Origin of the sequence: Nocardia sp. CS682 (assembly GCF_004634405.1) — a bacterium.
In the GTDB taxonomy this organism is placed as follows: Bacteria; Actinomycetota; Actinomycetes; order Mycobacteriales; family Mycobacteriaceae; genus Nocardia; species Nocardia ninae.
This window is the reverse complement of the sequence record NZ_CP029710.1, coordinates 4,024,215-4,046,922: the sequence shown is the minus strand read 5'-3', so window position 1 is coordinate 4,046,922 and position 22,708 is coordinate 4,024,215. Positions and strand designations below refer to the sequence as shown.

Sequence of the window (22,708 nt, the reverse complement as noted above, 5' to 3'; positions counted from 1 at the left end):
CCTGACGGTGGTCCCGGCATCGGCTCAGTAGGATCGCGAGTTCGACGCTGATCCGACCAGGAGGTTTCTTTGCCGCCGTTTCTCTGGGAGCAGCACTGCTGTTTACCGCTGGTGCCTTCGGCGCGGATCGCGGACCTCGCGCGCTATCCGCTCGGGTCGTACCTGTCGGTGAATGTCGGGTATTCGCCGCATACGACGGAGGATTCGCTGAAGCTGACCCGGCAATATCGCGCGGACGCGCTCGCCGATGGTCGATTCCGGTTGGTGCACAGCCACTCCGATATCGGCGATCCGGAAACCATCGCCCTCGCCTTCGATCTGGAGGACTCGGGGCCGCTCGGTGGCGACCTGGACAATGTGGCGCTGTTCTATGAGTTGGGCGTCCGTTCGATGCTGCCTACCTACAACAGCGTAAACAAGGCGGGGTGCGGCTGCCTCGACGCGGAGGACACCGGGCTCACCGCATTCGGTCGCGACCTCGTGCGCACCCTCAACGAGGTCGGGATGTTCGTCGACGGCTCGCACTGTTCGCGGCGCACCGGACTGGATCTGGCGACGCACACCCAGGTGCCGATGATCTACAGCCACTCCAATTTCGCTGCGCTGTGGGAGCATCCGCGCAACATCACCGACGAACAGGCGAAGGCCTGTGCCGCCACCGGCGGCGTGATCGGCATCAATGGTGTGGGTATCTTCCTGGGTCGCAACGGTTTTGACGACGACGCCGCGCGGATCGAGGCGATGGCCGATCACGTCGAGCACGGCGTGGAGCTGGTCGGGATCGAGCACATCGGGATCGGCTCGGACTACTCGTTCGACGCCGACGACTTCAATGGGATGCTCGCCGATCATCCGGAGCTGTTTCCCGAGTCGTACACCAAATGGGGCCCACTGCAATGGGTTCCGCCGGAGGAGTTGCTCGGTACGGAGCGGGTGCCCGGTCTCGACGAGGTGCTGGCGCGGCGGGGATTCAGTGCCGCAGATCGAGCTGCAGTGTTCGGCGGCAACTTCTCCCGGGTCGCCGCGCAGGTGTGGCGCGACTAACCGAGGTGTTCGGCGGCCACCCGCTTGGGGACGCACATGCGCCAGGCCTCGACGACGAGCTCGGTCAGCTCCGCCTCATCGATGGCGGCCAGCCGCACCCGAACCCAGTTGTACCGCTCGTCCGATGGGCGCGGCATCATGAACTTGTCCGGCTCGGCGGCGACCAGTGCCGCCCGTTCGGCCTTGGGATAGGCGAAACCCATGCGTGTTTCGTCGGCGGACAGCGCCAGGTAGACGATTCGGCCGATCCGATACTTGACCCGGTCGCGGACCAGCGCCTCGGTGGTTCGCGGCAGGCTCATCGCTATCCGGCGCACGTCGTCAGCTGTCACCATCGGTCCATTATTGCGACGGGGTGCGACAAGTAGGTCGGATCGAACCGCTGGAGACGCCTGTGGCGCGACCGCATCGGCCGCGCCACACCGCTGATCGCCGGTTCACCCGAGGCGGACCAGCATCTTGCCCGTATTGGCACCGGAGAGCACGCCGAGGAACGCGGCAGGCGCCTGCTCGATGCCCTCGTAGACGGTCTCGGTGGTGCGGATCGTCCCGTCGGCCAGCCAGGCGGCTGCCTTGCCGATGTACTCGCCGAAGATCGGGAAGTAACTGTTCACCAGCATGCCGCGCAGCGAAACCTCCCGCGTCGCAGCCTTGTACAGGTCGGGGCCCGGCTCGGCGGTGTCGCCGTTGTAGCCGCTGATCGCGCCGACGAGCGCGATCCGGCCCTTCGGCCGCATGGCCTCGACGGCGACCCGCAGGTGTTCGCCGCCGACACTGTCGAGGTAGACGTCGATGCCCTCCGGTGCGGCCGTGGCGAGCTGACCGGCCAGATCGCCTGCCCGATAGTCGATCGCGGCGTCGAAGCCGAACTCGTCCAGCAGCAGCCTGGTCTTGGCGGGCCCACCCGCGGACCCGATCACCCTCGCCGCCCCGAGCGCCTTGGCGAGCTGCCCGGCCACACTGCCCACCGCGCCCGCCGCCGCCGAAATGAACACGGTGTCACCGGGTTTCACCGGTGCCACCTCGGTCAGTGCGGCGTACGCCGTGAGACCGGTGGTACCCAGCGCACCGAGGTAGTGGTGCGCCGCGGCGAGCGAGGTGTCGATCGGGGTCACCGCAGCGGCGTCGAGCACCGCGTACTCCCGCCAGCCCGCGAAGTGCGACACGGTGCTGCCCACCGCGATATCCGCCGCCTTCGACGCGATCACCTCGCCGACCGCCGAACCCTCCAGTGCCGCAGCCAATTCGAACGGCGCGATGTAGGACGGCCGATCGTCCATCCGGCCCCGCATGTAGGGATCCACCGACATCCAGGTGTTGCGCACCAGAACCTGCCCATCGGCGAGCTCCTCGATCGGCCGCCGCACCAACGCGAAGTTCTGCGCGGTCGGCGCACCGATCGGCCGCGCCGCCAGCTGAATCTCCCGCGAGATCTGTGGCAGTACGCCATCGGTGACCGGTCCCTGAGTGGTCTGAATGCTCATCGCTGTGCCTCTGCTTCGCTGTCTCCCCGAACCATTCGATCCGGTACCGAGAACGCTATGAGCCCGAACCCCCCACACCCAGGTCCCGAAACGCCACCCCCGGTCCAAACGCGACACGTCTGGCGGGGTCAGTTGGTTCGGAGGTGGGTGGGGGAGGTTCCGGTCCAGCGGTGGACGGCTTTGCGGAGGGCGCGGTCGTCGGTGAAGCCGAGGCGGTCGGCGACGGCGGAGGTGGTCAGGTGTCCTTCGGCGAGAAGGGTTTTCGCCTGTTCGTAGCGGACCTGGTCGTACTCGGTGCGCCAGGTGGTGCCGTGCTCGGCGAGCTGACGTTGCAGGGTTCGTGGGCTGACCGCCAGTCGGCGGGCGACGGTGGCCAGCGACGCGTCACCGGCGGCGAGGGCGGCGGCCAGCGCGACGCGGAACGCTTCCAGTGGGCCGGGAATCACGCGGGCGGTGGACAGGACCAGGTCGGCGTGGCTGCGGAGGAGGTCCGCGAGCATCGGGTCGGCGCGGGGCAGCGCGGCGGCGGCGTCCGCGGCGGTGAAGGTGATGGTGTCGGCCGGCGCGTCGAATTCGATGCGGTCGGTGCCGAACGCGTCGAGCAGTGCGTCGTGGTTGTTCGGCGCGGCCCGGCTGAACGCGACGCGGGCCGGGATCACCCGGCGTCCGGTGGCTTCGCGGGCGCGCCGCAGGTAGTAGGCGAGCACATACTCGTTGATCACCGCGGCGACGGCCGGGTCACCCGCGGTGGTGCGGAACCCGACGGTGAGATCGCCGTCGTACGCGAGGTCGAAACCCTCGGCCGCCGCGGTGACCAACCGGTGGTACGGCTGCGCGGCCCGCAGCGCGTCCGCCAGCGTCGGCCCGTTCGTGACGAGATAGTCCCAGGTGGTCAAGGTCCCGAGCGGCGCGGCAGCGACGACCGCGAGCCCCGCACCCGGCTCCGGCCCGAGCTGAGCGAGTAGCTCCCACAACCGCACCAGCGAGCTCAGCGGAATGCGATTGAGCTCCCCGGCGAGCACCCCGTCATCGATCCCGTGGATCGCCGAGAGCTGGTCCGCCCCGACACCGGCCCGTCGAGCCGTATCCCGGACGAGCCGGATCAGGTGTGTCGAAGCAGTGCCGTCGATAGGCGCCGCACCCCCTGACCGACTCACCACCACGGCCACACAGTAGCGAGCCGATATGTCCGGTTCCCTACTCGATCGCCCGCGCGAGCGCCGAACTTTCGCCCAGGTGTGGCCTACGGCGCATTGTTGTGGGGGACCGGTGGGCCAACTCGTAGCGACAGAGTTAGGCTCGGTGTCGTGACTTCCCATTACGACGTTGTCGTTCTCGGTGCCGGTCCTGGCGGTTACGTCGCCGCCATCCGTGCGGCACAGTTAGGCCTCCGTACCGCGATCGTCGAGCAAAAGTACTGGGGCGGTGTGTGCCTGAACGTCGGCTGCATCCCTTCCAAGGCGTTGCTGCGTAACGCAGAGCTGGCGCACATCTTTACCAAGGAAGCCAGGACCTTCGGGATCTCGGGCGAGGTGAACTTCGACTTCGGCGTGGCGTTCGACCGCAGCCGCAAGGTGGCGGACGGCCGGGTCAAGGGCGTCCACTTCCTGATGAAGAAGAACAAGATCGACGAGTTCGACGGCAAGGGCACCTTCACCGACGCGAACACGCTCTCGGTCGAGCTGTCCAAGGGCGGCACCGAGACCGTCACCTTCGACAACGCGATCATCGCGACCGGCACCGTCACCAAGCTGCTGCCCGGCACGCAGCTCAGCGACAACGTGGTCACCTACGAGGAGCAGATCCTCACCCGCGACCTGCCCGGCTCGATCCTGATCGTCGGCGCGGGCGCGATCGGCATGGAGTTCGGCTACGTCCTGAAGAACTACGGCGTCGACGTGCGCATCGTGGAGTTCCTGGACCGCGCGCTGCCGAACGAGGATGCCGACGTCTCCAAGGAGATCACCAAGCAGTACAAGAAGCTCGGCATCACCATCAGCACCGGTGCCGCCGTGCAGTCGATCGACGACGACGGCTCCAAGGTCACCGTCGCGATCAAGGACAACAAGTCCGGCAACGTGGAGACGGTCACCGTCGACAAGGTGCTGCAGGCCGTCGGCTTCGCGCCCCGGGTCGAGGGCTACGGCCTGGAGGCGGCGGGCGTCCAGCTCACCGACCGCGGCGCCATCGCGATCGACGACTACATGCGCACCAACGTCTCGCACATCTACGCCATCGGCGACGTGACCGCGAAGCTGCAACTCGCGCACGTCGCGGAGGCGCAGGGTGTGGTCGCCGCCGAGACCATCGCGGGCGCGGACACCGTCACCCTCGGTGACTACCGGATGATGCCGCGCGCCACCTTCTGCCAGCCGCAGGTCGCCAGCTTCGGCCTGACCGAGCAGCAGGCCCGCGACGAGGGCTACGACGTGAAGGTCGCGACCTTCCCGTTCACCGCCAACGGCAAGGCGCACGGCCTCGGCGATCCGACCGGTTTCGTCAAGCTGGTCGCCGACACCAAGTACGGCGAGCTGCTCGGCGGCCACCTCATCGGCCCGGACGTCTCGGAGCTGCTGCCCGAGCTCACCCTGGCGCAGAAGTGGGACCTCACCATCAACGAGCTCACCCGCAACGTGCACACCCACCCCACGCTCAGCGAGGCGCTGCAGGAAGCCTTCCACGGCCTCGCCGGCCACATGATCAACTTCTGATCGACCGCTGATCGCCGACGGTGGCGTCCGGACCTGAAAGGTCTGGGCGCCACCGTTTTTCGTACCGCAACGGAGCTGTCGTCGGCTCGCCAACGTCGCGCCGGTCTGCTAGACAGCAGGGATGCGGAAGTGGCTCATCGGTGGTGCATTGGTGCTCGTCGTCGTGCTGGCGGCGGCGGTCGGCGGCTATTACCTGATGAATTCGCGGACGTACCAGTTGGCGGGGCGGTTGGTGGATCGGGTCGACACCACCGACAAGGTGGTCGCGTTGACGCTGGACGACGGCCCGACCGACAAAGCGCCTGAGGTGCTGAAAACGCTGGCGGACAACCAGGTTACGGCCACGTTCTATCTGAACGGCCGCGATCTGGCCGCTCACCCGGCGCACGGCAAAGCGATCGCCGAGGCCGGCCACGAGATCGGCAACCACACCTACAACCATCGGCGGATGGTCTTGGTCTCCGCCGACACCGTCCGCGACGAGGTCGAACGCACCGACGCCGAGATCGCGAAAACCGGTTACCAGGGCCCCATTACGTTCCGTCCGCCCAACGGCAAGAAACTGTGGGCGCTGCCGAAGTATCTGTCCGACCACGACCGCACCACGGTGACCTGGGATGTCGAGCCCGATTCGGGCGGGAAGCCGAGCGCCGACAAACTCGTCGCCGACACCGTGGCGCAGGTGCGCCCCGGCTCCATCATTCTGCTGCACGTCATGCACGAGTACGCGGCCCCCGCGCTGGCCGCCATCCCGCGCATCGTCGCCGAACTCCGTGCCGCGGGCTACACCTTCGTCACGGTGTCGGATCTGCTGAAGCGCTGATCAGAGCATGCCGTAGGCGTGCGTCGGGGTGAGTATGGCCAGGGCGCGCCGGTCGGCGACCATGGCTCGGCGGTAGTCGTCCCAGTCGGGGTGTTCACCGTTCGCAGCGCGGTAATAGTCGACGAGCGCTTCCACGGTGGGGTCGTGCGGATCTTCGGCGACCGGCGTCACCGAGGCGATGGCCTCGATCACGGCGTAGGCGAAGAAGTCCTCGCGGCTGACGTGGATGGCGGCCCATGGTTCGCGCACCAGGTTGTGGTACTTCGCCCGATCGGCGGTGATGGAGATGCGGATGAGGCCGTCATCGCCGATCACGTGCAGCACATTGGACTGCTGCGGGCGGCCGTTGCGCCGGATCGTGGTGAGGACCGACCTGGGGTGCGTACGGGCGAAGTCGACTGCTTGGGCGAGTTCCATGGTGCTATTCAACCGCGTGTGATCCAGGTCTCTTCCCAGCGCGCGTAAGCGGGATCAATCCCGGTGGTAGGTCTCCTGGGCGGCGCGGACCTGCGGCATGCTCTGCTCCACCAGGTGGATCAGCGAGTGGAGCTGCTCGGCGACCTGCGCGCCGAGCTCGGTCAGCGTGTATTCGACGCGCGGCGGGATGGTTTCGTGCACCTCGCGGTGCACCATGCCGTCGCGTTCCAGCGCCTGCAGGGTCTGCGAGAGCATCCGCTCGCTGACGCCGTCGACGCGCCTGCGTAGTGCGCTGAAGCGATACGAGCCGTCGCGCAGCGCGACCAGGGCGAGGATGCCCCAGCGGCTGGTCACATTCTGCAACACCGGCCGTGACGTGCAGTCTTTCGCGAAAACGTCGGCTTCCAGCGTCGGATCGTCCAGATCTGGCGACGATGTGCGCTGCGTACTCATGCACCCGATAGTACCCATCTTGACCAAAGTGGTGTATGAATGCATAGTACTTACTAATAGTTAGTGCTTGCCGAACCGTACATACTCTTGGAGGTAGTCATGACCGTTGCCGTCACCGGTGCCAGTGGACAACTGGGCCGTCTCGCCGTACAGGCTCTGCTGCGCGAGGGCGCCACTTCGGTGGTTGCGATCGTGCGTGACCCGCAGAAGGTCGCCGACCTCGCCGAACTGGGCGCCGAGGTCCGCCAGGCGAGCTACGACGACGCCGACTCGCTGGACCGTGCGCTCGCCGGGGTCGATCGCGTGCTGCTGGTCTCCGGTAATGAATTCGGCGCACGAGTGGCGCAGCACACCAACGTCATTCGCGCCGCCGAGCGCGCGGGCGTGCAACTGCTCGCCTACACCAGCATTCCCCGGGCCACGGAGAACCCGCTGATCCTTGCCCAGGAGCACATCGGCACCGAGGCGGTGCTCGCGGAGGCGACTGTCCCGCACGTGATCCTGCGTAACGGCTGGTACTGGGAGAACTACCTCGGCGGGCTCGCGCACGCGGTCGAGTCCGGCGTGCTGCACGGCGCGGCGGGGGAGGGCCGGGTGGCCGGTGCGGCGCGCGCCGACTACGCGGCGGTGGCCGCGAAGGTGCTCACCACCGACGGGCACGCCGGTCAGGTGTACGAGCTCGGCGGCGACGAGCATCTCACGTATGCCGATCTGGCCCAGGTGATTTCGGAGGCCGCCGGTAAGCCGGTGCGTTACGAGAACCTGGCCGAGGCGGACTATGCCGCCGCGCTCGAGCAGGCGGGTCTGCCCGCTGCCTACGCGAAGACCCTCGCCGATGCGGACGCAGGCATCGCGACCGGCATCCTCGATGTGCACAGCGGCGATCTGCAGAAGCTGCTGGGCCGGGCGTCCACGCCTGCGGTCGAGGTGTTCCGGGCGGCGCTCGGATAACCGTGCTGCACGGACACTTTCGCGGTCATTGCGTTGAATTGCCGCTCGACTCGGCGAAAGTGTCCGTCCAGGCCGGGGTGTACGGCGGGGTCCCTGATGTGGAACCCCGCCGTCAGCAGCTCACACCCACTGCACGAGCTGCACGATGATCCCGTTCGGATCCCTCATCTGGAAGTAGCGCTCATTCCACTCCTCGGTCTCGATCGGCGTGACGATCGGCACGCCCTCGCCCTGTAGCCGGGCGTATTCGGCGTCGATGTCGTCCACCACGAACACGACGAGGAGCCCTTCGCCCGCACTGCCCGCCTGGCTCTTCGGCTTGAAGCTCGCCAGCCCGGTGCGCAGGTAGATCACGTTCAACCCGGCGTCGGGCCGGTCCAGCGAGACGAATCCATCGGCCGACATCTTCTCGACGAAGCCGAGGTGGTCGATCAGGAACTTCGCCGAGGCCTGCGGATCGGGAACGTTGAGCGAGATGGCGGAAGCGGTGATATTCATGAGCCCTCCTCGGGATCAATTAACTCTATACATAGTACGCTGTACTTTGTAGAAGAATTCCCGGGCGGCCGCACTATGACCTGCGTCACGCCGATACGATCGTGTCGACCAGGCGAGGAGGCAGGGTGGACGACGGTTCGGCGCAGGGGCCCGACGCAGCGGCGACACCGCGCCGCGGCAAACAGGACCGCAGCAGCGCAGGCGATCCCGTTCGCACACTGGAGTTGTTGTGGCGGGTCGCGGGCAGCCAGACTCCCACGCGCGGCCCGAAACAGCGCAGCAGCGTGGACGCCGTGGTCGCCGCCGCCATCGAGATCGCCGACACCGCAGGCATCGACGCGCTCACCATGCGCGCGGTCGCCACCGAACTCGGCCTGACCCCCATGGCCACCTACACCTACGTGCCCGGCAAAGCCGAGTTGATCGACCTGATGGTGGACCAGGTCTACGCCGAGATGGACCGCGCGGACCTGTCGAAACTGCCGTGGCGCGATCGGGTCACCACCATCGCGGTGGCGAACCGCGACATGCTGACCCGTCACCCGTGGGTCGCCTACCTGCCGACCACCCGACCGCCACTCGGTCCGGGCATGGCCGCGAAATACGACCACGAGCTGCGCGCGTTCGAGGGCCTCGGCCTGGACGACGTCACGATGGACGCCTCACTCACCTACGTCCTCGGTTTCGTCACCTCGGTGGCCCGCATCGCGATCGACGCCGCCCGCGCGGCCACGGACAGCGCGATGTCGGATCACCAGTGGTGGGAGCGCGCCGCGCCGCTGCTGGAGCAGGTCTTCGACCCGCGGCAATACCCGGTCGGCGCCCGCGTCGGAGCCACCGCCGGGATGGCATATGACGCCGCCTACAGCGCCGACCATGCCTTCGACTTCGGCCTCGCGCGGGTCCTCGACGGTTTGGCCGCGCTCATCGAAAAGCGCTGAGCGCCTGCGCTACACCCCGTCGCGCTGGATGCGCAGTGCGGTGATGGTGGCGGCCAGCCCTTCGTACTGGTTGACCAGCAGCACGATCTCGATGAGGCTGCGCTCGTCGTAGTGCCCGGCCAGTGCCGCCCAGTGCGCGTCGTCCAGGTCGCGGGTCCGCACCAACTGGTCGACGGCGGCGAGCAGGGCGCGGTGCTTGTCGGTCCAGCCCGGCGCGTCCGGTCCGGTGCGCACGCGGTCGAGGATCTCCGCCGTCACCCCGGCCCGCTTGCCGAGCCGAATGTGGTGGTCCATCTCGTATTCGCACTCACGCAGGTGCGCGACGCGCAGAATGACCAGCTCCGACTCGTGCCGGGGCAGCCTGCCGCCAGGCATGAGTTTGCCGGAGTAGTGCAGCCAGCCGCGAAACAGCCCTCTGGTGCGGCCCAGTGTGCTGAACAGGTGGGCGTCGTCGGTGCCCGCGGCCTTGGAAAGCACCTGCCAGACAACCCAGTTGATCGGACCCAGCTCCCGCAGGCGTCCGGGTGAAATGCGTGGTCGCAGCGCTGAAACCATGCTCTGTCGGCTCCTCCGGGTACGAGGGGTGAGCGGCCGGGCGGCGCCGGGCCGAGCCGTCAGCCTACCGGCGAGTACGCCCCGGATCGATGGCCACGACCGACTCCGAGTGCCGCGCAGGTCGGGCAGCTGCCGAATTGCCCGCGCAGCCTGGGGATTACCCCGTTACGATCGATTTTGTGCGGATACGGGTACCTCGATGGGGCGCACAGAGCTCGCCGTGCTCCAGACCGCGGCCCGGCAGCGCAGCTATGTGGCGCTGATCCAGCACGGCCTGATGATGCGGAGAGGCGGACAAGCTCGACATGCTGGTGAGGGTCAGGCCCGGGGCGCAGCTGTCCGGGGCCGAACAAGAATTCGTCGAATGTCTGCGCTCCTACCCCTCGGCCGCCCTCGCCGTGATCGATCTGCGGGTCGGCGACCGGCAGATCGACGCGGTGATCTGGACGCCGCGCGGGCTGACGGTGCTCGAGGTCAAGGGTTTTCGTCGCAGGCAGAGCGGCATTCTCAGCATCGCCGCCGAGGGCCCGTGGAAGATCAGTGATGCCGCTGCGGACCTGGACGAGCCGGCAGGCAGCCCCTCCGATCGGCTGGAACACGGAATTCACGCGGTGAAGACCACGCTGGAGCGGGCGTTGCTGGACCCTGGGCACGTGTGTGGCGCCGTGGTTCTCGTGCCGTTTCGCGGCGCGGTGGTGCGGCCGTCGCGCACCAACCTGCGTCCCGGACTCGATGTCGTCGTCGGCAATGTCGCCGATGCCACCGAATTGCGCATCTATCTCGAAGGCTTCTCAGCCGGAGCACGGAAGTGGACGGCCGACCGCGTGCTCCGGGACTGCACCGCACTCAGCCTCGCCGAGCTCGCGCCATCCCGTGCCGACCTGATCGCCGCCGGTTTCGAAGAGGTGCCGCAACAAACCCCGAGTGTCATACCGCGCCCGCCCAAACCGCGGGTCGAGCCGACGCCGGGAGTCCCCACGAAACGGCATTCCTACGCCGGGTGGGCCGTGGTCGCGCTGGCGGTCGTCGGGATGCTCGCGGTGATCGGCGTGGTCGCCACCTCGTTGGCGCGAGATTCTTCCCATCCGACACCCGAGGAAACCAGCACGACAACCCCGGCACCGACAACCACCCCGCCGACTACCTGCTGGCCGTTCCAGCCGGACTGCTGAGCGGGACGGTCCCAAGTCGGCCGCACACTGCCGCGTGACGCCTGCTCGAGCGCCGACGGCTCCGGGGCGCCCGAACCAGTTCGGGGACATGTTGTCCGACCTGAACACGTTGGTTTGTCAATCCCGCACGGCCTGTGCCAATTTGGTGAGTTCGAGGGCCCGCTGAGCGCGCGCGAGGACATGGGTGCGGGAACTATCGATATGCGTGGTGAGGGCCTGCAGGGCGGCCTGCACGTTGCCGGACAACAGTTGCTCGGCGATCGCAATATGTTCGGCGATCATGGTGGCGACCCGATCGGGAGTCGGCGCGTCCAAAGTGCGCACCGGGCGCACCCTACGATGCACCACCGTAAGTGCTTCTGCCAGTGCGGAATTCCCTGCCGCTGCCAGCAGGACGGTGTGGAAATGCTCATCGGCGGCCAGCGCGTGGCCCGGCTCCGGCGGGTCGTCGCGCAGCGTCTGCCAGGTGTCGAGCTCGGCGCGGATCAGCTCGAGATCGTGTGCGGCGCTCATTGAGTCGACGCGTACCCGCTGCATCCCCCTGGCCTCCAGCACAATACGCAGCTCGTACAGGTGATCGAGCTCGTCGAGCCGCGGTCGGTACGGGAACAGTCCGGCGGAGCGCCGCTCCACCAACCCGTCGGCCTGCAACCGGGCGAGGGCCTCGCGCACCGGCGTGCGCGAGACCTCGTAGAGCTGCGCGAGCCGCTTCTCGCCGAGCCGCTCGGTCGGCACGAACACCCCGGCGGCCAGATCCCGGCGCAGCGAGTGATACACCAGCTCGCGCAACGGGATCCGTCCAGCACCCGGCACAGCGGTCAGCTCAGATCGCCATCGCCGAGCGGACCGCGGTCTCCGCGCCCGCGCCGCCCGCGCCCGTGGCGGTGACCCGACCGGCGGCCAGGATGTAGTAGCGCTGCGCCGCTTGCAGTGCGAAGCCGATGTGCTGTTCGACCAGCAGCACACTCAACCCGCCACGCTGAGCCAAATCGATGATGGTGCGCTCTATTTCGGCGACCACCGACGGCTGGATGCCCTCGGTGGGTTCGTCGAGGATGAGCAGCCGCGGCTCGGTGATCAGCGCACGGGCGATCGCCAACTGCTGTCGCTGCCCGCCGGAGAGCAGACCGGCCTTGCGGCTCAGCAGTTCCCGCAGCGCGGGGAACAGGTCCAGCGACTCGTCGATCAACGCCTTACCGCGCTTGCGGCCGTCGGCGACCACCTGCAGATTCTCCGCCGTGGTCAACTGCGGAAAACTCTGCTGCCCCTGCGGCACATACGCGACCCCGCGCCGTACCCGCCGCGAGGGGGACAGCTTGGTGATCGTCTCGCCATCGAGCCTGATCTGACCCGACTTGGCGCCGATCAACCCAACCGCGGTACGCAACAGCGTGGTCTTGCCCGCGCCGTTGTGCCCCATGATGGCCACCACGCTGTCGTCCGGAACGGTCACCGACACACCGTGGATCACCTCGGTCCGGCCGTACCCGGAATGGATATCGATGAGCTCGAGCATCAGACGGACTCCTTCACCGTGGCCGGGTCTGCCAGCGCGGTACCGATCGCGGCGGCCGTGCCGAGATAGACCTGCTGCACCTTCGGATCCGCCTGCACCTGCTCGACGGTGCCCTCGCTGAGCACTGTGCCGCCGGCCAGCACGGTCACCGAGCTGGCGAAGGCGCGCATGAAGTCCATGTCGTGCTCGACCACGACGACGATGCGGGCACCGCCGATGCGGCGCAACAGGTTTCCGGTCTCCTCGCGTTCCTCGGCGCTCATGCCCGCGACCGGCTCGTCGAGCAGCAGCACCGACGCATTTTGCACCAGCAGCATGCCGATCTCCAGCCACTGCTTCTGACCGTGTGCGAGCACACCGGCGGGTTTGTCGCGCAGGTCGCCGAGGCCGGTGATCTCCAGCGCCTCCTCGATGGTGGGTAGCACCGACTTGCGGCGGCGCAGCATGGTGAGCGCCGAGCGGCCCGCGCCCGCGGCGATGTCGAGATTCTGCAGCACGCTGAGCTGTTCGAACACGCTCGCCGTCTGGAAGGTGCGGCCGATGCCGAGCCTGGCGATCTGGTGCACCTTCTTGCCGAGCAGTTCGACGCCGGTCTTCTGGACCGATCCGGTCGCAGGCACCAGGCCGGTGATCGCGTCGATGAGCGTGGTCTTGCCCGCGCCGTTGGGGCCGATCAGAAAGCGCAGATCACCTTGCAGCACAGTGAGATCGACGTCGGAGACCGCCTTGAAGCCGTCGAAACTCACCGACAGGCCCCGGATTTCGAGGTACTCGCTCGACATGCCGGCATTGCCACCGGGTTTGGGCTCGGGTGTGGTCATCGGGTTTCCACCTTTTCCGGCTCGATCTCGGGCTGCGGTTCGACGACTACCGGTATGGCTACGGTCGGTTGGGATCGGCGAAACCTGCTGTCCAGCACGCCCTTCAGCATCGGCCAGACGCCGGCAAGCCCGGCCGGGATGAAGCCGATCACCACGATGAACAGCACGCCTTGCAGATACGTCCACCCGGACGGGAACTCCTCGGAGAACGCGGTCTGCGCCCACGCCACACCGATCGCACCGAGCACCGGGCCGAGCAGGGTGGTCCGGCCGCCGATCGCTACGCCGATGAGGAAGGCGATGGAGGGCACCACGCCGATATCGGCGGGGGAGATGATGCCGACGATCGGGGTGAACAGCGCACCGGCGATACCGGCGAAGAACGCCGCGACCACGTACGCGACGATCTTGACGTTGGCCGGGTCGTACCCGAGGAAACGCACCCGCTCCTCCTGATCACGCACCGCCACCAGCAATTCGCCGTATCGGCTGCGCATCAGCTGCCGCGCCAGCGCGACCACCACCAGCAGCGTGCCCGCCGCGATGAAGAACAGCATCTTGCGGTTCACCGGGTCGGACAGCTTGAAGCCGAAGAAGGCCCGGAAGTCCGACAGCCCGGTGAATCCGCCGATGGCCTGCTGACCGGTGAGCAGGATCGCCAGCGCCGCGGCCAACGCCTGACTGAGGATGGCGAAGTAGGCGCCCTTGACCCGCCGCTTGAACACGCCGTACCCGAGCACCGCCGCCACCAGCGCGGGCAGCACCAGAATGCCGAGCAGCGCCACCGGCGTGGACGCGAAAGGCTGCCAGAACGAGGGCAATTCGCGAATACCGGAGATCTCCATGAACTCCGGCACCTCGTTGCCGAGCCGCGCCGCATCGGCCATCTGCAGATGCATCGCCATGATGTAGGCGCCGATACCGAAGAACACGCCTTGCCCGAGCGTCAGCATTCCGCCTCGGCCCCAGGCCAATCCGATGCCGACCGCCACAATGGCGAAGCAGAGGAACTTGGCGAGCAGGTTCAACCGGAAGTCACTGAGCATCGCGGGCGCCACCGCGAACAACAGAACGGCGGCGAGGCCGAAGCCGCCCAGCGCGGTCACTGTCGAGTGTGCGCGCCACCGTGCTATCAGCGTGGTCATGCCAAGCTCCTTGTGCGGACAGTGAACAGGCCCTGCGGACGCACCTGCAGGAAGATGACGATGACGACGAACACGATGACCTTCGCGATCGACGCGGTGGTCGAGTATTCGATGTAGGAGTTGAGCAGGCCGAGCGCGAACGCCGCGATCACCGTGCCCTTGATCTGGCCGAGTCCGCCGATCACGACGACCAGGAACGCGTCGATCAGATAGCTCTGTCCGATGGTCGGACTGGTCGAACCGATGAGGGTCAGCGCGACACCGGCCACTCCCGCCAGGCCCGACCCGATGAAGAACGTGCTGATATCCGTGAAACGGCTTGATACGCCGCTGGTTTCAGCCAAGCCGCGGTTCTGCACGACCGCCCGGATGCGGCGCCCCATCGGCGTCGTCTTCATTACGGTCGCGAGCGTGATCACCGCGGCCACGGCCAGCACGAGAATGAAGATGCGGCTCTTCGGCACCACGGCACCCAGAATGGTGACACCGCCGCTGAGCCATTCCGGCGCGATGACGTTCTTGGCGGGCGCGCCGAAAAGATCACGGGCGAGCTGCTGCAGCACCAACCCGACACCGAAGGTGACCAGCAGGGTGTCCAGCGGCCGGTCGTACATCCAGCGGATCAGGCCCATCTCCAGCGCCGCGCCCAGCAGCCCGCCGACCAGAAAGCCGACAAGCAGCGACACCACCAGCGAAACGCCGGCCGACGAAATGACCTTCTGCACAACATAAGTCGTGTAGCACCCGGCCATGATGAACTCGCCGTGCGCCATATTGATCACGCCCATCTGACCGAAGGTCAACGAGAGGCCAAGCGCGGCGAGCAACAGAATCGATCCCAGACTCAGCCCCGTGAAGAGCTGACCGATCACGACGTCCACAGGGACTCCTCGGATATCGGGCCGACGTGGGGTGGCCGCGAAACGCTGCCACCCCACACCGATCGGGCGAATTACTTGAGGCCCTTGGCCCATTCGTAGGACTTCAGGTACGGGTCGGGCGTAATCGCCTTACCCGAGTCCCACACCGGGTAGATGAGCCCGTCCGGCCGGATCTCGCCGATCCGGGCCGTCTTGGTGATGTGGTGGTTCGAGCCGTCGAGGGTGACCAGGCCCTCGGGCGCCTCGAAGCTCACGCCGTCGGCCGCGGCCTGAACGTCGGCTACCTGGAACGACTTCGCCTTCTCCACGGTGTTCTTCCACAGGAAGACCGAGGCGTACGCGGCCTCCATCGGGTCCGAGGTGGGCTTGTCCGCGCCGAACGCGGCCTTGTAGTCCGCGACGAACTTCTTGTTCACCGGGGTGTCCACGGTCTGGTAGTAGTTCCACGCGGTCAGCTGCCCCGCGATGTTCTGCGCGCCGATGCCGGCCACCTCTTCCTCGGCGATGGACACCGAAACCACCGGCATCTCAGCGGCTTTCAGTCCCGCGTTGGTGTATTCGCGGAAGAACGCCACATTCGAGTCACCGTTCAAGGTGTTGAACACCGCGCCCGCCTTGGCATTACGCACCTTGTTCACGATGGTGGAGAAGTCGGTCGAGCCCAGCGGGGTGTAGTCCTCACCCTTGATCTCGATGCCGTTGGCCTTCGCGTACGCCTTGATCTCGCGGTTGGCGGTCTGCGGGAAGACATAGTCGGAGCCGACCAGATAAAGGGACGTAATGCCCTTCTGCTTCAGGTAATCCAGCGCCGGAATGATCTGCTGATTGGTGGTCGCACCGGTATAGAAGATGTTCTTGCTGTCTTCCAGACCCTCGTACTGCACCGGGTAGTAGAGCAGTGCGTTCAGGCTCTCGAACTTCGGCTTCATCGCCTTGCGGCTCGACGAGGTCCAGCCGCCGAACACCGCCGCCACGCAGTCGGCGCTGATGAGCTTCTCCGCCTTCTCGGCGAAGGTTTTCGGGTCCGACGCGCCGTCCTCGAGCACCAGCTCGATCTTCTTGCCGAGCACCCCGCCCGCGGCGTTGATCTGGTCGACCGCCAGCTTGGTCGAGTTGGCGACGGTGACCTCGGAGATCGCCATGGTGCCCGACAGCGAGTGCAGTGAACCGACCTTGATCGAATCCTTCGACGTGTCGACGCAGGAGGCAGCGTTCGACCCGGTGGTGCCTGCGTCGTCTTTGGCGCCGCAGGCGGTCAGCAACAATCCGGCGAGCGCGACCGCGGCGGGAAGGGCCACCGTTTCGACCATGCGCCGGGAGCGGGATCGAGGGATGGCACGGGTATCTGACATGGGGCGGGACCCTTCTCACTTCATCAGGTAGTTCGGCGGCACGGCGTGCACCGCGGCGAATACCTCCGCTTTCGCACCGGTCAGGGCTGTCGCCGGAGGTGTATACAGCGGGTGTATTCGTGCAGCGAACGTTAGACAGAAGTTGTTGCGCCGGAATATCTCTCGGTGACGAGTCCGTTTCGTCTGTTTCGTCCGTGTGAACGTTTGCGGTTACCGCCTGGTGAACCTCGGTGAGGGGCCGCCGAGCTTACGGTTGCGTAGCGTCGCCGCGGTACGGCAGGCTGCGTTTGTACATCGTCAGAACGGCCGAAACCTGGGAGGACCGTCGTGGGTCACTACAAGGCGAACGTGCGAGACATCGAGTTCAATCTGTTCGAGGTGTTCGGGCTGGACAAGCTGCTCGACACGGGCGCCTACGGCGATCTCGACTCCGACACCGTGCGGGAGATCCTGGCCGAGGTGAAGCGGCTGGCCGAGGGGCCGATCGCGGAGTCCTTCGCGGCCGCCGACCGCGATCCGATCGCCTACGACCCGGCCACCTACTCGATCTCGGTGCCCGATGCGCTGCGCAAGTCCATCACGGCCGCGCACGACGCCGACTGGAGCAGGCTCGGCCTGCCCGAGGGCATGGGCGGCACGCCCGCGCCCGCCGCGGTGGTCTGGGCCGTCCAGGAGATGATCGTCTGTGCCAACCCGGCGGCGTGCTTCTTCAACATGGGCCCGGTGATGGGCTCGGTGCTCTACAACGTCGGCAACGAGCAGCAGCAACGCTGGGCCACCGAGGGTTACGAACGCGGCTGGCAGGGCACCATGGTGCTGACCGAGCCGGACGCCGGCTCCGACGTCGGCGCGGGCCGCACCAAGGCGATCGAGCAGCCCGACGGTACCTGGCACATCGAGGGCACCAAGCGGTTCATCTCCGGCGGCGATGTCGGCGACACCGCGGAAAACATGTTCCACCTGGTCCTCGCCCGCCCGGAAGGCGCGGGACCGGGCACCAAGGGCCTGTCGCTGTTCTACGTGCCGAAATTTCTGTTCGATCCCGAGACGCTCGAGCTCGGCGCCCGCAACGGCGTGTACGCGACCAATGTCGAGCACAAGATGGGCCTGAAGTCCTCGCCTACCTGTGAGCTCACCTTCGGCGGCGAGGTGCCCGCGGTCGGCTGGCTGGTCGGTGACGTGCACAACGGCATCGCGCAGATGTTCCAGGTGATCGAGAATGCGCGCATGGTGGTCGGCATCAAGTCCACCGGCACGCTGTCCACCGGGTACCTGAACGCGCTGGACTACGCCAAGCAGCGCATCCAGGGCGCGGACCTGACTCAGATGAGCGACAAGGCCGCGCCCCGCGTGCCGATCACCCGGCACCCGGACGTGCGGCGCTCGCTGGCGCTGCAGAAGGCATACGCCGAAGGTCTGCGCGCGGTGTATCTGTACACGGCGGCGCATCAGAATCCCGATGTGGCGGAGCTGGTTTCGGGCGCGGACGCCGAATTGGCGCACCGGGTCGACGATTTGCTGCTGCCGATCGTCAAGGGTGTCGGCTCGGAGCGGGCCTACCAGTACCTGACCGAATCCCTGCAGACCCTCGGCGGGTCGGGGTACCTGCAGGACTACCCGATCGAGCAGTACATCCGCGACGCGAAGATCGACTCGCTCTACGAGGGCACCACCGCGATCCAGGCACAGGACTTCTTCTTCCGCAAGATCATTCGGGACAAGGGCGTGGCGATCGGGCACGTCACCGGGCAGATCGCCGCATTCCTCGACACCAAGAGCGGGCGGTTCGAGACCGAACGCGAGCTGCTTCGCACAGCATTGGCTGACGTGCAGGCGATGGCGGCCACGCTGACCGGCTTCCTGATGGCGGGGCAGCAGGATCCGGCCGAGCTGTACAAGGTCGGCCTCGGCTCGGTGCGCTTCCTGCTCTCGGTCGGTGACCTGCTCATCGGCTGGCGGTTGCTGGTGCAGGCCGAGATCGCGGCCGCCGCACTGGCCTCCGAGGCGTCGGAGAAGGACCGGGCGTTCTATACCGGAAAGGTCGCTGCGGCAAGCTTCTTCGCGAAGAACGTGCTGCCGGAGCTGACCGCGACCAAGGCGATCATCGCCGCGATCGACAACGACATCATGCAGTTGGACGAAGCGGCCTTCTAGCCCGCAGCCGACCGAAGGCGTCCTGTGCTCGGCTCAGCCGGGGTAAGGGCGCCTTCTGGCGTTCAGTCGGCGAGCAGCTTCAGTACCACCGGGCGGGACAGGGTGCCCGAGACCTGACGGGCCAGCTGATTGGCGCTGGTGCCCTCGGTGTGCGCGGCGCGCAGGGCTGCCGCCAGTTCGTCGCGGGCCGCGTCGGCCGCTGCTTGGGCGTCGCGGAGTCGTTGCGCTGCCCGGTCGACACTGTTCGACTTGTCCAGCGAGGTGGTCAAGTCATTGACCGGCGTGGTCTTCGCCGCCGCGGCGGGCTCCGGAGCGGGCGGGAAGTTGCGCATCGCCGCCCTGGCGAACTCCTGCATGAACTCCCGGGTCGCGTCCTTGTCCTCGGCGCCGTCGCCGAGCAGCAGGCGGGTGGTCTGCGGTACGGCCAGGCTCCAGTTGGACATGCCGCAGAGGGCGAGCAGCAGCCGGCCCGCGTACCGGGCGTCGACGCCGAATTGTTCGATGGCCCTGTCGAATTTCTGCTCGTAGTGCTGGGCGCGCCAGCCGTCGATGTCGTGCGCGTCGACACCGCGGTGCAGGCCCTCCCACAGCAGCAGGCGCAGCAGCTGCGGGTTGTTGTTGTGATAGTCGAACAGCTTGCCGACGTAGCGGCCCGCGTCGGTCTCGGCCAACGGCTGGACCACGTCCATGAACTCGCGCATGGTGTCGATCAGGATCACGTCGAACAGCTTGTCCTTGCTGCCGAACAGGCCGTAGATGCGTTCCTTGTTCACCCCCGCCGCCTCGGCGATGCGATCGACGCGCGCGCCCGCCAGGCCGTATTCGGCGAATTCGTCTCGGGCGGCACGCAGCAGCGCCTGTTTGGTCGCGTCACTGCGCTTCATCGTGGCCGTCATGGTCCCGACTTTACCATCTCATTAAACCAACTATTTGGTTGACAATGGTCACGCGGCGGTCCTACTGTCGTCCCATGGCTACGCCGACCCTTCCGCTGACGACCGGTACTCCGGCCACCGCGCCCGCCCCGAGCGCGTCCCCGCGCGCGCACACCGCGCGCACCCTGCCCGTCTTCGTGCTCGCCGCGCTGCTCGCCACCGGCCAGATGTACGTGCCGATTCCCCTGTTCACGGCCATGAAAGCCGACTGGAACGTCGGCTCCGGCGTGATGACCTGGATCATCAGCGCGTTCGCCTTCGGCTACGCGGGCGGCTTCGTACTGTTCGGACCGCTGTCGGATCGCTATGGGCATCGCCGGGTGCTGATGACCGGCATGCTGGTCGCCGCAGTGGTCACCCTATTGACCGGTCTGGCTTTCAGTGCACCGGTCGCCCTGGTGCTGCGCATCGTGCAGGGCCTCGTCGTCGGGTCCATCCCGCCCGCGATCATGGCCTACGTCGCCACCCGTATCGCGCCCGCGCACCGCGCGGTGGTGACCATGTCCATCGCCACCTCGTTCCTCGCCGCGACCGTGGTCGCGCAGATCGTTTCGCAGGCCGTGGTCGCCTCGTTCCCGTGGCGCACCGTATTCCTCGGCTCGGCAGTCCTTTTCGCGGTGCTCGCGTTCGCACTGCGCGCGGTGATGCTCGACGACGCCCCGGCCGGCCGGGATCTGCCGTTGCGGCACAGCTACGCCGCGATCCCCGCGGTGCTGGGTATCCTGCCGCTGCTGCCGATGCTGGTGGCCGGCGCGATGAGCATGGCGGTGATGGTCGGCATCTACACCGGACTCGAACTGACCGGTGTGGTCACCGATTCCGGCGAGTTGCTCACGCTGCGCGCGGGTGCGCTGCCGGTGATGGTGGCGCTGCCGCTGCTGGCCGTGCCGCTGGCGCGGCTGTCCAAGCACAGTCAGATCGTGCTCGGGGTGCTGGTCGCCGCCGCCGCGATGGTGGCCGCCACCTTCGAGGGCACGCACCTCGCGGTGCTGACGATCCTGCTGGCCGTGCTCGTCGGCGGTCTCGGCATCATCGCCCCCGCGGTGTTGCAGAGCGCGGGCGAGCTGGGTGGCGAATCCCGTGCCGCCGCAATGTCGGTCGCGATGTTCAGCTTCTACGTGGGCGCCACCGCGGGCCCACTGGTCGCGGCCGCCGCTGCGCCGCATGGGTTTTCCGCCCTGGCCTGGACCCTGGCCGCGCTGCTCGTCGCCGCGTTGGCGATGACCCTGGTGGGGCTGCGTATCCAACGAAAGGCTATGACTGGCTGAGTATTCGGCGGATGGCCGATGGTCGTGCTGCCGCTCCGATCGACTTGTCGCGGCGCTACTGATCGGCGGCTACCTGACAAGGCCGGCATCGAGGGACGATGCCGGCCTTCGTCGTTGACGGGTGTGCGACTCGCTCGGTCCGGCGCCTACTTCAGTACGTACGGGGACACCGAGCTGCGGTGTTCGCTGATATCGAGGACCTTGCCGAGCGGCGGGAATGCCCGCTGCGGGCAGTTGAGCCGTTCGCAGACCCGGCAGCCCGCGCCGATGGGGGTGGCCTGGACTTCGTCGAGATCGATACCGTCGGCGTAGATCACCCGGCCCGCGTGGCGCAGTTCGCAGCCGAGACCGATGGCGAAGGTCTTGCTCGGCTGGCCGTAGCGGGTGGCCCGGCGTTCCACCGTGCGAGCGACCCACAGGTATTTGCGGCCGTCGGGCATCTGCGCGATCTGCGTCATGATCTTGCCGGGGTAGGCGAAGGTCTCGTAGACGTTCCAGAGCGGGCAGGTGCCGCCGCTGGCGGAGAAGTGGAACCCGGTGGCAGACTGCCGCTTCGACATATTGCCCGCCCGGTCCACCCGCACGAAGGAGAACGGGACGCCGCGCAGTTTCGGCCGCTGCAGGGTCGAAAGCCGGTGGCAGATGGTCTCGTAGCTCTGCGTGAAGAACGCGGAGAGCCGCTCGATGTCGTAGCGGAAGTCCTCGGCGACCTCGTGAAAGTGCGTGTACGGCAACACGGTTGCCGCCGCGAAGTAGTTGGCCAGCCCGAGCATCGCCAGCTTGCGGGTGTCCTCGGAGGCGAAATTGCCCTCCTCGACCAGCTTTTCGAGCAATCCGCCGCATTCGAAGTAGGCGAGCTCGGCGGCGAGCTTGAACGTGCGCTGACCACCGGACAGGTGCGGCGCGATCTCCAGCCGCTGGGTCTGCTCGTCGTACCGGTGCAGCACGCCCTCGCCGAGGTCGATGCGCTCCACGATCCGCACATCGTGCGAGCGCAGGATCCGCGCCACCTCGCTGTTCACGTCGCCGCCGTGGAAACGGATGCGTGCGGTGAGTTCCTCTGCGGCGGTGTCCAATTCGTGGATGTAGTTCTGCCGCTGGTAGAAGAAGTCACGCACCTCCTCGTGCGGCTTGCTGATCGCCGCGCTGCCCGAACCGTCGGAGAACCGGTCCTCGGTGGCGGCGGCCAGCTGGGCTGAGGTGTTGCGGTAGCGGTTGTGCATGTTGACCAGCGCGCGGGCCATGCTCGGGTGCGCGGACACCATGTCCGCGATCTCCTGGGTGTCGGCCTCGATGCCCAGCTCCTGATCCATCACGACCTCTTGGAGCTCGGCGATGAGCCGGGTGTCGTCCTGAGACGAGAAGAAGGTCGCGTCGACGCCGAACACCTCGCTGATCCGCAGCAGCACCGGAACGGTGAGCGGACGCACGTCGTGTTCGATCTGATTGAGGTAGCTCGCCGAGATCTCCAGCTTCTGGGCGAGTGAGACCTGGCTCAGCCCCCGTTCGGTCCGCAGCTGACGAAGCCGCGCCCCGACGTAAGTCTTGGCCATGTGTCCAGTTTATGGGCGTTTTCGCAAGCCTGCC

23 protein-coding genes are annotated in these 22,708 nt (G+C 67.1%); 8 read left to right on the top strand and 15 right to left on the bottom strand.

The window, feature by feature from the left end:
• Positions 1-69 precede the first annotated feature (69 nt).
• Positions 70-1,044, top strand: coding sequence for a dipeptidase (locus DMB37_RS18230; RefSeq protein ID WP_206055272.1), 975 nt, complete (start codon positions 70-72; stop codon positions 1,042-1,044).
• Here the strand turns inward: DMB37_RS18230 and DMB37_RS18225 are convergent.
• From DMB37_RS18225 to DMB37_RS18215, 3 genes are all read right to left on the bottom strand, one after another.
• Complete coding sequence (locus DMB37_RS18225) at positions 1,041-1,379, bottom strand: MmcQ/YjbR family DNA-binding protein (protein WP_135233738.1); 339 nt, start codon at positions 1,377-1,379, stop codon at positions 1,041-1,043. The genes DMB37_RS18230 and DMB37_RS18225 overlap by 4 nt on opposite strands.
• A gap of 102 nt (positions 1,380-1,481) precedes the next feature.
• On the bottom strand, positions 1,482-2,528 hold the full coding sequence (locus DMB37_RS18220) for an NADP-dependent oxidoreductase (RefSeq protein WP_135233737.1): 1,047 nt from the start codon (positions 2,526-2,528) through the stop codon (positions 1,482-1,484).
• A gap of 128 nt (positions 2,529-2,656) precedes the next feature.
• Complete coding sequence (locus DMB37_RS18215; RefSeq protein WP_240772443.1) at positions 2,657-3,691, bottom strand: AraC family transcriptional regulator; 1,035 nt, start codon at positions 3,689-3,691, stop codon at positions 2,657-2,659.
• Between the two features lie 144 nt (positions 3,692-3,835).
• Between DMB37_RS18215 and lpdA the strand changes: the two genes are divergently transcribed.
• Together lpdA and DMB37_RS18205 are read left to right on the top strand one after the other, a co-directional pair.
• Positions 3,836-5,239 carry a dihydrolipoyl dehydrogenase gene (lpdA, locus tag DMB37_RS18210; RefSeq protein ID WP_135233735.1) on the top strand — a complete coding sequence of 468 codons (1,404 nt, stop codon included), beginning with the start codon at positions 3,836-3,838 and terminating at the stop codon, positions 5,237-5,239.
• Positions 5,240-5,360: 121 nt separating this feature from the next.
• Positions 5,361-6,062: a polysaccharide deacetylase family protein gene (locus DMB37_RS18205; RefSeq protein WP_135233734.1), complete on the top strand. Its 702-nt coding sequence runs from the start codon at positions 5,361-5,363 to the stop codon at positions 6,060-6,062.
• Here DMB37_RS18205 and DMB37_RS18200 read toward each other — a convergent pair whose 3' ends face one another.
• Positions 6,063-6,479 (bottom strand): PPOX class F420-dependent oxidoreductase, encoded by a 417-nt coding sequence (locus DMB37_RS18200; RefSeq protein ID WP_135233733.1) that lies wholly within the window; start codon positions 6,477-6,479, stop codon positions 6,063-6,065.
• A gap of 54 nt (positions 6,480-6,533) precedes the next feature.
• Entirely contained in the window at positions 6,534-6,932 is a 399-nt protein-coding gene (locus DMB37_RS18195) for a helix-turn-helix domain-containing protein (RefSeq protein ID WP_135233732.1), read from the bottom strand.
• 99 nt (positions 6,933-7,031) lie between these two features.
• On the opposite strand from DMB37_RS18195, the gene DMB37_RS18190 reads away from it, so the two are divergent.
• The gene (locus DMB37_RS18190; protein ID WP_135233731.1) at positions 7,032-7,883 is read left to right on the top strand and encodes an SDR family oxidoreductase; all 852 of its coding nucleotides are present in this window, start codon (positions 7,032-7,034) and stop codon (positions 7,881-7,883) included.
• A 120-nt stretch (positions 7,884-8,003) separates the two neighbouring features.
• On the opposite strand, the gene DMB37_RS18185 is transcribed toward DMB37_RS18190, so the two are convergent.
• A complete protein-coding gene (locus DMB37_RS18185) occupies positions 8,004-8,381 on the bottom strand; it encodes a VOC family protein (RefSeq protein WP_135233730.1) in 378 nt (125 codons plus the stop codon).
• 125 nt (positions 8,382-8,506) lie between these two features.
• Between DMB37_RS18185 and DMB37_RS18180 the strand changes: the two genes are divergently transcribed.
• Positions 8,507-9,322 (top strand): TetR/AcrR family transcriptional regulator, encoded by an 816-nt coding sequence (locus tag DMB37_RS18180; protein ID WP_135233729.1) that lies wholly within the window; start codon positions 8,507-8,509, stop codon positions 9,320-9,322.
• A 9-nt stretch (positions 9,323-9,331) separates the two neighbouring features.
• On the opposite strand, the gene DMB37_RS18175 is transcribed toward DMB37_RS18180, so the two are convergent.
• Entirely contained in the window at positions 9,332-9,865 is a 534-nt protein-coding gene (locus DMB37_RS18175; protein WP_135237651.1) for a carboxymuconolactone decarboxylase family protein, read from the bottom strand.
• Positions 9,866-10,182: 317 nt separating this feature from the next.
• Here DMB37_RS18175 and DMB37_RS18170 point away from each other — a divergent pair, with 317 nt between their 5' ends.
• Positions 10,183-11,049, top strand: coding sequence for a nuclease-related domain-containing protein (locus DMB37_RS18170; RefSeq protein ID WP_135233728.1), 867 nt, complete (start codon positions 10,183-10,185; stop codon positions 11,047-11,049).
• Positions 11,050-11,166: 117 nt separating this feature from the next.
• Here the strand turns inward: DMB37_RS18170 and DMB37_RS18165 are convergent, their stop codons facing one another.
• The 6 genes from DMB37_RS18165 to urtA form a co-directional block, all read right to left on the bottom strand.
• Positions 11,167-11,862 carry a GntR family transcriptional regulator gene (locus tag DMB37_RS18165; protein WP_135233727.1) on the bottom strand — a complete coding sequence of 232 codons (696 nt, stop codon included), beginning with the start codon at positions 11,860-11,862 and terminating at the stop codon, positions 11,167-11,169.
• A 10-nt stretch (positions 11,863-11,872) separates the two neighbouring features.
• Positions 11,873-12,565, bottom strand: a complete 693-nt coding sequence (gene urtE / locus DMB37_RS18160; protein WP_135233726.1) for an urea ABC transporter ATP-binding subunit UrtE — start codon at positions 12,563-12,565, stop codon at positions 11,873-11,875.
• Complete coding sequence (urtD, locus tag DMB37_RS18155; RefSeq protein ID WP_135233725.1) at positions 12,565-13,386, bottom strand: urea ABC transporter ATP-binding protein UrtD; 822 nt, start codon at positions 13,384-13,386, stop codon at positions 12,565-12,567. The genes urtE and urtD overlap by 1 nt, the downstream gene beginning before the upstream one ends.
• Positions 13,383-14,531 (bottom strand): urea ABC transporter permease subunit UrtC, encoded by a 1,149-nt coding sequence (gene urtC, locus DMB37_RS18150; protein WP_135233724.1) that lies wholly within the window; start codon positions 14,529-14,531, stop codon positions 13,383-13,385. The genes urtD and urtC overlap by 4 nt, the downstream gene beginning before the upstream one ends.
• On the bottom strand, positions 14,528-15,412 hold the full coding sequence (gene urtB, locus DMB37_RS18145; RefSeq protein WP_107659669.1) for an urea ABC transporter permease subunit UrtB: 885 nt from the start codon (positions 15,410-15,412) through the stop codon (positions 14,528-14,530). Before urtB ends, urtC begins: the two co-directional genes overlap by 4 nt.
• Before the next feature lie 71 nt (positions 15,413-15,483).
• Positions 15,484-16,722: an urea ABC transporter substrate-binding protein gene (gene urtA, locus DMB37_RS18140; RefSeq protein ID WP_135237650.1), complete on the bottom strand. Its 1,239-nt coding sequence runs from the start codon at positions 16,720-16,722 to the stop codon at positions 15,484-15,486.
• 369 nt (positions 16,723-17,091) lie between these two features.
• Between urtA and DMB37_RS18135 the strand changes: the two genes are divergently transcribed.
• Positions 17,092-18,918, top strand: coding sequence for an acyl-CoA dehydrogenase (locus DMB37_RS18135; protein ID WP_135233723.1), 1,827 nt, complete (start codon positions 17,092-17,094; stop codon positions 18,916-18,918).
• 62 nt (positions 18,919-18,980) lie between these two features.
• On the opposite strand, the gene DMB37_RS18130 is transcribed toward DMB37_RS18135, so the two are convergent.
• Positions 18,981-19,814 carry a TetR/AcrR family transcriptional regulator gene (locus DMB37_RS18130; RefSeq protein ID WP_240772442.1) on the bottom strand — a complete coding sequence of 278 codons (834 nt, stop codon included), beginning with the start codon at positions 19,812-19,814 and terminating at the stop codon, positions 18,981-18,983.
• Positions 19,815-19,888: 74 nt separating this feature from the next.
• On the opposite strand from DMB37_RS18130, the gene DMB37_RS18125 reads away from it, so the two are divergent.
• Positions 19,889-21,121 carry an MFS transporter gene (locus tag DMB37_RS18125; protein ID WP_135233722.1) on the top strand — a complete coding sequence of 411 codons (1,233 nt, stop codon included), beginning with the start codon at positions 19,889-19,891 and terminating at the stop codon, positions 21,119-21,121.
• A gap of 146 nt (positions 21,122-21,267) precedes the next feature.
• Here DMB37_RS18125 and ramB read toward each other — a convergent pair whose 3' ends face one another.
• Entirely contained in the window at positions 21,268-22,674 is a 1,407-nt protein-coding gene (gene ramB, locus DMB37_RS18120; protein WP_135233721.1) for an acetate metabolism transcriptional regulator RamB, read from the bottom strand.
• Positions 22,675-22,708: the final 34 nt, after the last annotated feature.